Source organism: Mesorhizobium subarcticum (assembly GCF_055456085.1).
The window spans coordinates 2,799,978-2,812,789 of the sequence record NZ_CM144237.1; the positions used below are offsets into that span (position 1 = coordinate 2,799,978).

The following is a 12,812-nucleotide window of genomic DNA, read 5'->3' on the forward strand; positions in this document are numbered from 1 at the left end:
GCCGGCAGCGTTTATTGCAGGGCCGGCATGCGCACTACACGTGCGAAAAACACAATGCCAGCGTCGCGCGATGACCGCAGTCTCGCCACTTCAGGAACGCATCCGCAATCAGCTTCGGGCTGAATTTTTCGAGGGAATTCAAGTCGGTGAGCGGATCAACCAGGCGGAAATCGCGGCGGCCCTTGGCGTCTCGCGCACGCCCGTGCGTCATGCCCTGGTGCAATTGCAGCGCGAAGGCATCGTCAGTTACGAGCCCAATCGCGGCTCCGATTGTTGGAGGCGATCCAGCCTGGCGCTGCCCTGGAGCAGGCGGGAGTGCTTTCGCTCGACGAGAAGTGATGCGCGACATGGCGCTGGGCGTCCTGGATGGTGTGATCAGCGAGCGGGCGCTGCTGGCGCGCTACAATGCGGCGCAAGGCGCGCTGACCTCGACCTTGCGCCGCCTGATGCGCGACCAGCTTGCCGAACCGTCGCCGGGGCGCGGCTGGATCTTCGCCGATGTCGGCGCCGCAGCACTGGACGACGGCTACCGCTTCCGCCAGATCATCGAGCCGGCAGCAATCCTGTCCGATCTCTACGAGGTCGACCAGGCGGCACTGGAGGTCGCCGCTGCAAAAGCGGCCCAAATTGCCAATCTGGGTTGTGTGGTAGCGGGAGAGGGACTTGAACCCCCGACCCCAGGATTATGATTCCCGTGCTCTAACCAACTGAGCTACCCCGCCAGGGCGGCGAAAGGCCCGAAATCCGCCTCAAATCGAAAGGCATTTCGAGGCGTTCGCCAAGGTCGCGCGGATATAAGGTTGGGAGGGCGAGCCTGTCAAGCTTCGAAGCATTCTATATCGGCGCATATTCTCATTGCCCAAAAAGCATGGCCGTGCGGACATTTGGTTGCAACCGTCGGGGTTGAGTTCGACGGGGCACGTCGCTATGTCTCGGCCACGAGTTTTTAGAGTTTGAAACAGATGAAGCCGCGCATTGCAGTCCTCGGTTGCGGATACTGGGGCTCAAACCACATCCGCACCCTCAAGGCGCTCGGCGCGCTGCACGCGGTTTCCGACGCCAACCGGGCGCGTGCCGAAGGCTTTGCCAGCGAACAGGATTGCCTGGCGATCGAGCCCGACAAGCTGTTCGGTCGCGACGACATCGACGCCATCGTCCTGGCCTTGCCGCCGCAGTTCCACGCCGATCTTGCCGTGCGCGCCGTCGAGAGCGGCAAGGACGTGCTGGTGGAAAAGCCGATCGCGCTGACGGTGCCGGATGCCGAGCGGGCGGTGCAGGCGGCCAAGGACAATGGCCGCATCTTCATGGTCGGCCATGTCCTGCGCTTCCATCCGGCCTTCGAGACGTTGAAGGCGCTGATCGACAAGGGCGAGCTTGGCGAGGTCCGCTACATCCATTCGCACCGGCTCGGCCTTGGCAAATTCCACACCGAGAACGATGCGCTGTGGGACCTGGCGCCGCACGACCTGTCGATGATCCTGGCCATCACCGGCACCGAGCCGATCGAGGTGCGCGGCGAGGGCGCGGCGCTACTCGACAGTCTGAGCGACTTCGCGCATCTGCACATGCGCTTTCCCAACGGCCTGCGCAGCCATCTCTTCACGTCAAGGCTCAATCCCTATCGCGAGCGGCGGCTGACCGTGGTTGGCACCAAGGCGATGGCGGTGTTCGACGACGTCGAACCATGGGAGCGCAAGCTTGCCGTCTACCGCCATGCGGTCTGGCAGGACAGCGGGCAGTGGGCGTTCACCACCAACGAGCCATCCTATGTCGCGGTCGCTCAAGGCATGCCGCTCACGCGCGAGCTCGAACATTTCATCCAGTGCATAGAGACGCGCGCCGAACCGCGCACCAGCGGTGAGGAAGCGATCAGGGTGCTGCGCATCCTGACGGCGGGTACTGTCACCCACACCAAGTCGAAAGACTGAGAGAACGCTTCGAGAAGTTCACCGTTTCAAGGAAAACGGAGAACTTTTCTACCTCTTTGTTTGACGCAATTCCCAAGGGGAAACGCGTTGCGTTTTTCCCGGGAAAACCGCTCCGCACTTTCCTGGAATTGCTCTAATGTCTATTCGGCGGGGATTTGCGCCGGCCTTGCGGCAAGACGGCTCAGCATTGCCTCGGCCTCGGCGCCGCGCTCGGAGCGCTCGATGAAGCCGCCGCCGAAGATTCGGGCTTCGTTGCCGTCGTCGGAATAGAGCACGCAGGCCTGTCCGGGCGCGATGCCGGACTCACCGTCGGCCAGTTCGACCGAAGTCACGCCTGCGATGTGGCGCAGCACGGCCGGGCGCGGCGGCCTGGTCGAGCGCACCTTGGCGAACAGTTCGAGGCCGCCGGCAGGAATATCGGCGAGCTGCCCGTCGCCAAGCCAGTTCATGTTGCGCAGATAGATCTTGTGCGTCTCCAGCGCTTCGCGCGGGCCGACGACGACGCGGGCCCGTTCGGCGTCGAGGTGGACGACATAGAGCGGCTCGCCCGACGCGATGCCGATGCCGCGGCGCTGGCCGATCGTGTAGCGCAATATGCCCTCATGGCGGCCGAGCACGCGGCCGTCGATGTGGACGATGTCGCCCGGATTGGCGGCGCTCGGCTTCAGCTTGGCGATGATGTCGGAATATTTGCCCTGCGGAACGAAGCAGATGTCCTGGCTGTCCTGCTTGGCGGCCACCGTCAGCCCCATCTCCTCGGCTATGGCGCGAACCTGCGGCTTCGACAGGCCACCCAAGGGAAAGCGCAGATAGTCGATCTGCGCCTGCGTGGTGGCGAACAGGAAATAGCTCTGGTCGCGGTCGGCATCGACCGGCCGGTAGAGCGCGCGGTGGAGGCCATTGGCGCCCGAGCGGACATAGTGGCCGGTGGCGAGCGCATCGGCGCCCAGCTCCTTGGCGGTGGCCAGGAGGTCGGCGAACTTCACTGTCTGATTGCAGGAGACGCAAGGGATGGGGGTCTCGCCGGCGACATAGCTTTCGGCGAAGGGATCGATGACCGCCTTGCGGAAGCGCTCCTCATAGTCGAGCACATAATGCGGGATACCCAGTGTCTCGGAGACGCGGCGAGCATCGTCGATGTCCTGTCCGGCGCAGCATGAGCCGGCCCGATGCGTCGCGGCGCCGTGATCGTAGAGCTGCAAGGTGACGCCGACGACATCATAGCCCTCGCGCTTCAACAGGCCGGCGACCACCGACGAATCCACGCCGCCCGACATGGCGACGACGATGCGGGTGTTTTCGGGACGTGCTGGAAGATCGAGACTGTTCATGGTGCTTTCATTCTGCGCGGCGCCTGAATGCCAATGTCGAGAATATAGGTCAAGCTTTCCGATGACGCCAGCTTGCAGGGCGATTCACGGGTTGAGGCAGATACCCGTAAATGGCATATTCCTTCCTGCTAATTCAGCGTTTCCAGCGCGATGTTTCAAATGCCCGCCAAAAGACTAACGCGGCGTTCACGATCCTTACCTAGTCATTAGGGTCTGCTTAGGCAATTTTTAAAGCTGTGGCGGTAACGTGGCGGGGATTGGGTCTTTGAGTTTTTTGTAGAGAGTACGATGACCGATCTGGTTAGACCTAGAGTTAAGTATGTTATCGGGCCCGACGGCAGCCCTCTTACCATTGCCGATCTGCCGCCGACCAACACGCGTCGCTGGGTCATCCGGCGCAAGGCGGAAGTGGTCGCGGCGGTGCGTGGCGGGCTTTTGAGCCTCGAAGAGGCATGCCAGCGCTACAAACTGACCACCGAGGAATTCCTGTCCTGGCAGGCGTCGATCGACGAATACGGCCTTGCCGGGCTGCGCACCACGCGCATCCAGCAATACCGGCACTAGAGCTTGCTTTGACGCAATTCCGGACGGAAAACCGTTTCACACTTTTCCTGGAATTGCTTTAGAGCCGGTCGCAAAAAAGATCAAAGGGCGCGGCACTCCGCGCCCTTTTGTTTTTCGAAGCGATTGTTGCGACGCTCAGACCGTCAGCACCACCTTGCCGATCGGCTTGGTGGCGAGAAAGGCTTGAGCAGCGCCGGCCTGCTCAAGCGGAAAGCTCTTTGCTACGTGGACAACGAGCTTCCCGGCATCGATCAACTGGCCAAGTTCCAACAGGGCTTCGCGGTCAGGCACGACCGACATGCGCTCGACCCGAACGTCTTGCGCGCTGGCCTGCGCCTTGGTGGTGTCGTTCACGTTCAGCAATGACACCAGAACGCCACCGCCCTTGATGACCTTCAGGGAGCGGTCGGCATGATCGCCACCCACCGGCTCCAGCACCAGATCGATGTCGCTGATTTGCGTGGTAAAATCGCCCTTGGTGTAGTCGATGACCTCGTCGGCGCCGAGCTTGCGGACGAAATCGAGCTTGTTTGGGCTGGCGGTGGCGATGACGTAAGCGCCGCGCGCCTTGGCGATCTGCACCGCCAGATGGCCGACGCCGCCGGCCGCCGCATGGATCAGCACGCGCTGGCCCGATTTCAGTGCGCCGTGACGGACAAGGCCTTGCCATGCGGTCAGGCCGGCCAGCGGCAATGCGCCCGCCTGGATATGATCCGCTGCCTTTGGCTTCAGCGCGATCTCGTCGGCGGGTACGGCGACCAGTTCGGCGTAAGCGGCCGCCTGCTTGGGGAAGCGCGGCATGCCAAACACCTCGTCGCCGACCTTGAAGCCGGTGACGCCGGCGCCCAGCGCCTCGATGGTCCCTGAAATATCCCAGCCGAGGATGAAGGGCGGCTCTCCGAGCAGCTTGAAATAACCGGCACGGACGGCGCCATCGACCGGATTGATGCCGGCCGCCTTGACGCGGACCAGCACTTCGCCGGCCTTTGGTGTCGGGTCAGGCTCATTGGCGATGACAAGGACGTCCGGGTCGCCGACGGAATTCTGGATAACGGCACGCATCATATGTCTCCTGTTGTTGGTGCCACTATCATTTGGATAGTAATGGTCTCTTGTCCAGTATGTACCTTTTTGATATATAGGTACCTTATGGATAGTGATTTTGACTCCTCCTTCGGCTATGATGCATACCGGCGCACGTGTCCTTCGCACACCGTGCTGGAGATGCTGGCCAGCAAATGGGTCTACCTGGTGGTCTGCGCGCTGCGCAAAGGCCGACAGCGCAATGGCGAGCTTGCCCGCAAGCTCGAAGGCATCACGCCCAAGATGCTGACGCAGACGCTGCGCGTGCTCGAGCGTGACGGCCTCGTGCGGCGCGAGGTCTTTCCGGTCATCCCGCCACGCGTCGAATATGAATTGACCGAGCTCGGCCAGAACCTGGCGGGACTGCTCAGCCAGATCAGATCATGGGCGGAGCAGCACGCGCCAGATATCAAGGATGCCCGAGCGAGGGCAATTGCCGGAAATGAAGGGGATTTGGCCGCCTGAAGCGGGTTCGGTTCCTGCCCAGTTGAGGCCTGTCGTGATGTTGCCCAACCAGCACCTTGCTGACGCCACGCTCGCCCTGATGGCGAGCATGGATACCGCGGATATGTCTGCTTCAGCCGATCATGGCGCTGCGGCCGCCGGTTTCGGCCTCGCGAACCTTGGTGTCGCGCGATTCCAGCATTTCGGCCTTGGAAAGCTCCGCTTCAGCTTCGCCGAGTAATGATTCGGCAGCGCTTCGCTGCTGGGCGAGGTCGCTTTGCGAGTTTCTGAGATTGTCGCGGCGCAAACGCGCCGCCTTGGCGAAGGTCGGATAGGCGAAATGATTGATGTCGGTGATGCCGGCTTTCTTTTCCTCGGCGGTGATCTGAAGCTCCAGTTCGACGGCCATGCGTTCGAACTCGGCGATCATCATGTCGAGCTGCAGCAGCTGCCGCCGCTTCTCATTCACCTGAAACTGTTTCAGCCGAACGAGGTTTTCACGTGACTTCATGATTCGGTACTCCCGGAAACGCACACCCGCACATATCGTCCAAACCACCTGAAAAGGCCCAGGCGTTGCCCGTGTCCACCGGCTTTCCCCGCACTATGGGAAACAAAACCCTAAAGTTTTTTGCCGGCGGTAACCATTCGTTTACGGGCATTGTTAATCATACGGGTCAGGACTTAAGGCCGGGTAAAAATTCCGGTCGCCGATTCGGAAGCGCGTCGATGAGTCCCTGGAGTCACTTAGTCCAGGTTGTTAATGTGTCGCATTAGGAATTTGGGTTTGTGATTCATTATTAGATTCAAGAGGGTGTAGAAAGAGGTTAAAAAATCTGGTACCGTCGTAGACGGGAAATTAGGTTTTGTTAACCATTTCATGGCAGCCTCTGCACAAGGCAACCACTGCTCCGGTTCCGGACGGGTCGTGAAATGGTCCGGCAGCAGAAAAGGGGAATTAAATGCGTGTTCTGCTGATAGAAGATGACAGTGCAACCGCACAAAGCATCGAACTGATGCTGAAATCGGAAAGTTTCAATGTCTACACGACCGATCTCGGTGAAGAGGGTGTCGATCTAGGCAAGCTCTACGATTACGACATCATCCTTCTCGATCTCAACCTGCCAGACATGTCCGGCTACGAGGTCTTGAGAACGCTTCGCCTCTCCAAGGTAAAGACGCCCATCCTCATCCTCTCCGGCATGGCCGGCATCGAGGACAAGGTACGCGGCCTCGGCTTCGGCGCCGACGACTATATGACCAAGCCGTTCCACAAGGATGAGCTGGTCGCCCGCATCCATGCCATCGTGCGGCGCTCCAAGGGCCACGCCCAGTCGGTCATCACCACCGGCGACCTGGTGGTCAATCTCGATGCCAAGACCGTCGAGGTCGGCGGCCAGCGCGTGCACCTCACCGGCAAGGAATACCAGATGCTGGAGCTGCTCTCGCTGCGCAAGGGCACAACGCTCACCAAGGAAATGTTCCTCAACCACCTCTATGGCGGCATGGACGAGCCGGAACTGAAGATCATCGACGTCTTCATCTGCAAGCTGCGCAAGAAGCTCGATGCCGCGTCCGGTGGACAGAATTACATCGAGACGGTCTGGGGCCGCGGCTACGTGCTGCGCGAACCCGAGGACATCCGCGTCAGCGCCTGAGCGGCGCGCTGTTTCGTCAATCGCAAAAAACCCGGCTCCGGCCGGGTTTTTTGCGTCAGGTGTCAAAAATGGGGTTGGGCTGCTGCCGTCAGGCGGCAACCTTCAAATTGCGAAAGCGCTCGAGCAGCTGCGGCCGGTTGAACGGCTTCAGCAGATAGCCCTGGGCGCCGGCGCGCTTGGCCCGCATGATCGAGGCGATATCGAGCTCGACCAGTGAGATCAGGATCTGTGGCTTTATCGGGCTGTCCATGGCGCGCACGCGACGGATAAGGTCAACCGCCTGCACGTCCGGCAGGGCGCCGTCGACGACAATGATGTCGGGCATTTCGGCGGAGCACATCTCCAGCGCATCGAGCCCGCTGGCTGCCTCGATGACCATCATGTCGGAACCGCCCAGGATGCGTTTTGCAACCTTCCTGATGACGCTCGAATCGTCGACGAACATGCAGCGTTTCATTTCCGGGTCCTCTTTGCCTTCTGGCAATCCGGTAGCGTTGGGGGCATCCGGAAATTCACCATAGGCCGATCTGGTAAAGAACCGGAAAAGCCATTAGGTAAAATTTTTGCAAAGATGCCATTTGCAGGCTGTTCTTCGCAATGCTTCGCTCAAGCGATCGGGCAAAGCTCATCGTGCCTCGATTGAGGCGTCAAAGAAATATTCCGGACTGAAATACTTTGTTTTCTTTGGATGCGGGGTGCCGATTTCAGGCGGCCGAAAGCACGATTTCCTCGGCCGTGGCATGGATGGAAATCGTCATGCCGGCCTCGCGGGCGAGCAGCAGCGTGTAATAGGGCTGCACCGAATGCGCATCGATCGGCTCTTCCGGCTTGTGGCCGGAATGCAGTTCAAGGAATTTCGGCGGCACGCGCAGCATCGGGCCACTTGCCGAAATTGAAATGCGCGGCTCGGTTTCGAGATTCTCGAGGGTCACGACCAGTTTGCCGCCGCGCGGAATGGCGGCATTGCCGACCAGGATCAGGTTCAGCAGCAGCTTGACCTTGTTCTTGGGCAGCAGCGCGCGAGTCCCGTTCCAGGTGAGTTCTGGCTTTTCATTCTTGAGGAAGGCGGTGGCAACCGCCTCGGCGTCGCCAGTGTCGATCAGCATTCCCGCAGAACCCGCTGCGCCGAAGGCAATGCGGGCGAATTGCAACCGGGCCGAGGCGTTCTTGGCGCTCTGGCGGATAAGCCGCATGGCGTCTTCGTCGGCGCCGCCCTCGTCCAGCAGTTCAAGCCCATTGTTGATCGCGCCGACCGGCGAGATGATGTCGTGGCAGATGCGGCTGCACAAAAGCGCCGCCAGGTCAGGTGCGGAAAGGGTGAACAGTTCGGCCATCGGCGAAAATCCCTGCAAGTTCCACTAGTCATGGCCGCGCGATCGATTATCGCGCCCGCCCACACGAATCACGCTCCAACCCGAGGCTTTCTGAATACACAGCACTCGTAGGTACAGCAACAAACCCGAAATTGTCGTCGGGGCAAATGGCGTTTTCGCGCAGGCTGCCAGCCCCGCGCGACCCCAAAGCCAGCCTTCGAACCGCCATCTTCCTGTGGGAGTTAATGGTTGAAAAAGGATTACGGCATAGTTTGCCCTTAACAGTCATCCTTAACGGCCGCCTAAAGAGCCGGACCGGGTGCGAGGCGTCGGCGAAAGTGCTCCATGACGGAGATTGGAAGCATGTTTTCCCGATTCTACGACCGGAGTTTCCTCCGCGTCCTTTCTATGGCGATCACGCTCATGGGCGTTCTCGTCTTCTCGACCTCAGCCTTGCGGGCTCAGGAATACACCGCTCAGGAGATTATCGATTCCGGTCACAAGTTCTTCGGCGCGACGTCGGGTGGGCTTGCCACCGTCATTGAGAAGATCTTCTCCTCCTATGGCCTGCCCAATGGCTATCTGCTGGGCGAGGAGGGGTCTGGCGCGCTGATCGGCGGCCTGACCTATGGCGAAGGCACGCTCTACACCAAGAATGCCGGTGACCATAAGGTGTTCTGGCAAGGCCCGTCGCTGGGTTGGGATTTCGGCGGCGAAGGCTCCCGGGTGATGATGCTCGTCTACAATCTCGACGATGTCGGCAACCTCTACAACCGCTATGGCGGCGTGGCCGGTTCGGCCTATGTGGTGGCCGGCGTCGGCTTCAATGTGCTGAAGAACAACAATGTGCTTCTGGTGCCGATCCGCACCGGTGTCGGCGCCCGGCTAGGCGTCAATCTCGGCTACCTGAAGCTGACCGAACGGGCGACCTGGAATCCGTTTTGATTCTCCCCCGATCGCGGGGATCGCGGGCATTTCGGTCCGATCCATGCGTTAATGACCCCATTGTGCTGCGGCGAGCCCTTGCCGCGGCGCCGGATTTCCGCCATGCCAAAGGGGCAAAATCCAGCTTCTATGGTCGCCGCCTATAACGGGTAGTCCTTTGGTTCAGTCGGTCCTGTTCTTTGCCCTCGGCTTTCTCAGTGCCGGCTTTCTGGCGCTGATCGTGGCTCCCGCCGTCTGGCGGCGTGCCGTCGCCCTGACCCGCAGGCGCATCGAGGCCTCGATCCCTTTGACGCAGACCGAGATCCAGGCCGACAAGGACCGGATCCGGGCCGAGTACGCCATGTCGACGCGCCGCCTCGAAATGAACGTCAAGGCGCTGCGCGAGAAGGCTGCCGAACAACTCGTCGAGATCAATCGCGGCCGCGAGGCGTTGAAGGGGCTGGCGGTCGAGCGTTCCGACAAGAACGCCGCGCTTGCCGAACTGGGCGCCAAGAGCGAGGCGCTGCGGCAGCGCGAAGAGGAACTGCATCAGCTTTCGGAGCGGCTCAAGGAAACCGAGCGCAAGCTGGAGAAGCGGGCGCTTGAGCTCGAAAAGCTGGAGCACATGTATGACGATGCCAGCTTTTCCTCATCAAGCCGGCAGATCGAGCTCGTGGCGCGCGAATCCGAATTGCAGAAGCTCGCCAGCGACATCTCGTTGCTGCGCGGCCAGCGCAAGGAAGCCGATCGGCGCCAGCAGGAGATCGCGGCCGAAAGCAAGGCCGCGCGCGATGCGCTGAAGGCGGAGAAGAAAAGGACGGCCGAACTCGACAAGAAGGTCGAAAGGCTGCTCGCTACGCTCGCCGATCGCGAGGAGAAGCTCGAGCGTCGCGAAAAGGAAATGGCGCGGCTGCGCGAAAAGACGAAAGCCGAGGAGGGCGGACCGGCCCTGCGGCTGGTTGGCAAGCAGGATGAAGCAAACAGGCGCGATGATCTGGACAAGGCGATCGCCAAGCTCGACAGCGATCGCGAGCGGCTCGAAGCCAGGCTGACCGCACTGGCGCGCGAGAACAAGCGGCTGAAGGCGGATCTCGGCGCCATGGCGGCTTCAGGTTCCACGAATGGCGGTGCCGCGCTGCGCGAGCAGATGAACGAGCTGGCTGCGGAGGTCATCCACATGACGGCCAAACTCGAGGGGCCTGACTCACCGATTGCCAAGGCACTGGCGGTGCCGCAGGAGTCCAACAATGGCGACCGCAGCCTTGCCGACCGCGTTCGGGCTTTGCAGAAGGCGGACGCGAACTGAAATACGCTTGGGCCGTCATGCCTGACGGTGTGAGAAATGATGCAGGGCTATCGCCGAGGCAGCTGCGACGTTCAGGCTGTCGAAACCTTTCGACATGGTGATCCGCACGGTTTGCAGGCGCGCGAGCAGGTTTTCGGGCAGACCTTCGCCCTCGGTGCCGAGATAGAGCGCCAGGCGCCTGGCTGGCTTGGCATCGCGTATCTCGGTTTGTCCACGCGGCGATAGGGCGAACTGCTCAAAGCCGCGTTCGGCGAGCGTCGCCGCAAAGCCCGATGTGTCGGGGAAGGACGCGAACGGCACTTTCAGCGCCGCGCCGACCGAAACGCGGATCGCCTTGCGGTAGAGCGGATCGCAGCATGTTGCGTCCATCAGCACAGCATCGGCGCCGAAGGCAGCGGCGTTGCGGAAGATCGAGCCCATATTGTCATGGTTGGCGATGCCGACGAGCACCACGATCAGGGCCTGGTCGGGCAAGGCATCCAGCAATGACCCGGCCGGCTGCGGTGTTTCCTTGCGGCCGATGGCCAGGATGCCGCGATGCATGTGAAAGCCGGCGATCGCATCCATGACCGCGCTAGCGACGACGTAGACCGGCAGCTCCGCGGGCGCCTTGCGCAGTACATCCTTCAGGCCGTCGAGCCGGTTTTCCAGGACCAGAACGGATTCGGCGCCGAAGCGGCCGGACGACAAAAGCAGGTCGAGCACCACCTTGCCTTCGGCGACGAAGCGGCCTTGCCGGCCCGCGAGATCGCGTTCGCGGATATCGAGATAGGCGGCGACGCGAAAATCCCGAGGGTCGTCAATGCGAATTGGGTCCATATCCACCGCTCAAAGATCGAGAGCGCGGTTCGTATGTCGGGAAGACACACAAGCCACGCTCCGGAAATCGTCAGCGAGGTAAGCGGCCGCACGAGCGTCCGGTCAAGTCCCGGCGCGGCGCAATCTCTGTGCCATATGGGACAGGTCGTCCCTGCCGCCGCCGAAAATACCCTCCAGCATGGCAAGCAGTTCGCGCACCGCATCGGATTTGCAGGAGTAGTAGATCATCTGACGGTCGCGGCGGGTTTCCACGAGGTCGAGCGCCCGCAGCTTGGCAAGGTGCTGCGAGAGGGCGGATTGGCTGAGCATCACCTTTTCGGCGATGGCGCCGACCGACATTTCGCCATCGATCAGATAGCTCATGATCAGCAGCCGTTTTTCGTTGCCCATCAGCATCAGAAATTCGGCCGCCGAATCGGCGTTGGCGATTAGCTTTGTCGAGACCATGAATGCCCCATGCTGTTTGCTCATCGAGACACCATGGGGGCAATGGTGTCTGAATCCATAAATTCACTGCGAAAGGCGACCGACGAGTCAGCGCCACACCTAAAGCCTAGAACATTTCGTTCAAATCTCAAGCGTTGCTTTTGATCAAATACAATTAAGTCTCGCTATCTGCCTGCCCAGCAGCCCGGCCGCTCCTGGCCATGTCGACCAGAACGGGTCGCAATTCGCGTGCAGATGCCAAGGGTTGCGGGAAGAATACCCGGCAAACATTGTCCCCCGACACCAGATCCATGCCGTCGGGGTCCAGGCCGGCGATGGTCCAGCCGTCACTGGGCGCCCCGGCAAAATGATGTGCATAAACGGCGATCGCGTCGAGATGGTCGGCATTCATATGCTCGACGGCGGATTGTTCGCTTGCCGCAAGCTCTTCGATGATCGGTCCGCCGGTGACGAGATCGGATCGATCGAGCAGGTAGGCCTTGCCGAAGCCGCCATTGAGGCTGGCGCGTTGCGGCTCAAGGCGAAAGATCGAGAAGTCGCCCAGCCCGGCATAGAGGCCCGCCTTGGGATTGCGGTTGAGATAGCGACGCTCGGCGCGAGCATGCGCGTCCGATCCTCGCTCGAGCCGCGATGCCTGGCAGATCAGCGTCAGGCGCGGATGCGCCAGCGGGTCGCCCTTGCCAGGCTCGCCGAGCAGCAGGGAGCAGCGTGGATCGGCAAGCAAGGCCGGCGTGTGCGCCGAAAGCATCGACACCAGGATCAGTGGCGTGCCGTCGATGTCTGTTGCCACGCCGACCCGGCTTGCCAGTGGCGATCCGGTCCGCGGCTCCAGCACCGCTAGCGCACCAAAGCGGGCACTGCGCAGCAGCGTTTTCGCCAGCTGGATCGCCTGGGCGTCGGTCTCGCGGATCACGTCCTTGTTTTGATTTTGCTGCATCAAAACGCTCGCCACAATTTGTTTTCGCCTGTCGATGCTACAGGCCGGATTCGGTCTT

General features: G+C 61.2%; 16 protein-coding genes and 1 tRNA gene. 7 read left to right on the forward strand and 10 right to left on the reverse strand.

The window, feature by feature from the left end; genetic code table 11:
• Positions 1 to 34 precede the first annotated feature (34 nt).
• A complete protein-coding gene (locus tag ACZYHG_RS13570) occupies positions 35 to 211 on the reverse strand; it encodes a hypothetical protein (protein ID WP_464614872.1) in 177 nt (58 codons plus the stop codon).
• On the opposite strand from ACZYHG_RS13570, the gene ACZYHG_RS13575 reads away from it, so the two are divergent.
• A complete protein-coding gene (locus tag ACZYHG_RS13575; protein WP_464614679.1) occupies positions 137 to 667 on the forward strand; it encodes a GntR family transcriptional regulator in 531 nt (176 codons plus the stop codon). The genes ACZYHG_RS13570 and ACZYHG_RS13575 overlap by 75 nt on opposite strands.
• On the opposite strand, the gene ACZYHG_RS13580 is transcribed toward ACZYHG_RS13575, so the two are convergent.
• Positions 646 to 722, reverse strand: a tRNA-Met gene (locus ACZYHG_RS13580). The two genes, ACZYHG_RS13575 and ACZYHG_RS13580, sit on opposite strands and share 22 nt — an antisense overlap.
• Before the next feature lie 240 nt (positions 723 to 962).
• Here ACZYHG_RS13580 and ACZYHG_RS13585 point away from each other — a divergent pair.
• Positions 963 to 1,928 (forward strand): Gfo/Idh/MocA family protein, encoded by a 966-nt coding sequence (locus ACZYHG_RS13585; RefSeq protein ID WP_027062773.1) that lies wholly within the window; start codon positions 963 to 965, stop codon positions 1,926 to 1,928.
• Positions 1,929 to 2,068: 140 nt separating this feature from the next.
• Here ACZYHG_RS13585 and mnmA read toward each other — a convergent pair whose 3' ends face one another.
• Positions 2,069 to 3,259 carry a tRNA 2-thiouridine(34) synthase MnmA gene (gene mnmA, locus ACZYHG_RS13590; RefSeq protein WP_464614217.1) on the reverse strand — a complete coding sequence of 397 codons (1,191 nt, stop codon included), beginning with the start codon at positions 3,257 to 3,259 and terminating at the stop codon, positions 2,069 to 2,071.
• A 288-nt stretch (positions 3,260 to 3,547) separates the two neighbouring features.
• Here mnmA and sciP point away from each other — a divergent pair, with 288 nt between their 5' ends.
• A complete protein-coding gene (gene sciP / locus ACZYHG_RS13595) occupies positions 3,548 to 3,823 on the forward strand; it encodes a CtrA inhibitor SciP (RefSeq protein ID WP_006203587.1) in 276 nt (91 codons plus the stop codon).
• A gap of 135 nt (positions 3,824 to 3,958) precedes the next feature.
• On the opposite strand, the gene ACZYHG_RS13600 is transcribed toward sciP, so the two are convergent.
• A complete protein-coding gene (locus tag ACZYHG_RS13600) occupies positions 3,959 to 4,885 on the reverse strand; it encodes an NADP-dependent oxidoreductase (protein ID WP_464614218.1) in 927 nt (308 codons plus the stop codon).
• A gap of 87 nt (positions 4,886 to 4,972) precedes the next feature.
• Here ACZYHG_RS13600 and ACZYHG_RS13605 point away from each other — a divergent pair, with 87 nt between their 5' ends.
• Positions 4,973 to 5,371 (forward strand): winged helix-turn-helix transcriptional regulator, encoded by a 399-nt coding sequence (locus tag ACZYHG_RS13605; protein ID WP_027030744.1) that lies wholly within the window; start codon positions 4,973 to 4,975, stop codon positions 5,369 to 5,371.
• 112 nt (positions 5,372 to 5,483) lie between these two features.
• Here the strand turns inward: ACZYHG_RS13605 and ACZYHG_RS13610 are convergent, their stop codons facing one another.
• The gene (locus ACZYHG_RS13610) at positions 5,484 to 5,861 is read right to left on the reverse strand and encodes a flagellar export protein FliJ (protein ID WP_027030743.1); all 378 of its coding nucleotides are present in this window, start codon (positions 5,859 to 5,861) and stop codon (positions 5,484 to 5,486) included.
• A gap of 451 nt (positions 5,862 to 6,312) precedes the next feature.
• Between ACZYHG_RS13610 and ctrA the strand changes: the two genes are divergently transcribed.
• On the forward strand, positions 6,313 to 7,008 hold the full coding sequence (gene ctrA, locus ACZYHG_RS13615) for a response regulator transcription factor CtrA (RefSeq protein WP_006203583.1): 696 nt from the start codon (positions 6,313 to 6,315) through the stop codon (positions 7,006 to 7,008).
• A gap of 88 nt (positions 7,009 to 7,096) precedes the next feature.
• On the opposite strand, the gene ACZYHG_RS13620 is transcribed toward ctrA, so the two are convergent.
• Positions 7,097 to 7,465: a response regulator gene (locus ACZYHG_RS13620; RefSeq protein WP_464614219.1), complete on the reverse strand. Its 369-nt coding sequence runs from the start codon at positions 7,463 to 7,465 to the stop codon at positions 7,097 to 7,099.
• Positions 7,466 to 7,712: 247 nt separating this feature from the next.
• On the reverse strand, positions 7,713 to 8,342 hold the full coding sequence (gene chpT, locus ACZYHG_RS13625) for a histidine phosphotransferase ChpT (protein WP_464614220.1): 630 nt from the start codon (positions 8,340 to 8,342) through the stop codon (positions 7,713 to 7,715).
• Positions 8,343 to 8,729: 387 nt separating this feature from the next.
• On the opposite strand from chpT, the gene ACZYHG_RS13630 reads away from it, so the two are divergent.
• Both ACZYHG_RS13630 and ACZYHG_RS13635 read left to right on the forward strand, forming a co-directional pair.
• A complete protein-coding gene (locus ACZYHG_RS13630) occupies positions 8,730 to 9,266 on the forward strand; it encodes a DUF1134 domain-containing protein (RefSeq protein ID WP_464614680.1) in 537 nt (178 codons plus the stop codon).
• A gap of 157 nt (positions 9,267 to 9,423) precedes the next feature.
• On the forward strand, positions 9,424 to 10,551 hold the full coding sequence (locus ACZYHG_RS13635; RefSeq protein WP_464614221.1) for a coiled-coil domain-containing protein: 1,128 nt from the start codon (positions 9,424 to 9,426) through the stop codon (positions 10,549 to 10,551).
• Between the two features lie 15 nt (positions 10,552 to 10,566).
• Here the strand turns inward: ACZYHG_RS13635 and ACZYHG_RS13640 are convergent, their stop codons facing one another.
• From ACZYHG_RS13640 to ACZYHG_RS13650, 3 genes are all read right to left on the reverse strand, one after another.
• Positions 10,567 to 11,370, reverse strand: coding sequence for a TrmH family RNA methyltransferase (locus tag ACZYHG_RS13640; RefSeq protein ID WP_464614222.1), 804 nt, complete (start codon positions 11,368 to 11,370; stop codon positions 10,567 to 10,569).
• Between the two features lie 102 nt (positions 11,371 to 11,472).
• Positions 11,473 to 11,817: an ArsR/SmtB family transcription factor gene (locus ACZYHG_RS13645; RefSeq protein WP_464614681.1), complete on the reverse strand. Its 345-nt coding sequence runs from the start codon at positions 11,815 to 11,817 to the stop codon at positions 11,473 to 11,475.
• A gap of 154 nt (positions 11,818 to 11,971) precedes the next feature.
• Positions 11,972 to 12,754, reverse strand: a complete 783-nt coding sequence (locus ACZYHG_RS13650; protein ID WP_464614223.1) for a HugZ family pyridoxamine 5'-phosphate oxidase — start codon at positions 12,752 to 12,754, stop codon at positions 11,972 to 11,974.
• Positions 12,755 to 12,812: the final 58 nt, after the last annotated feature.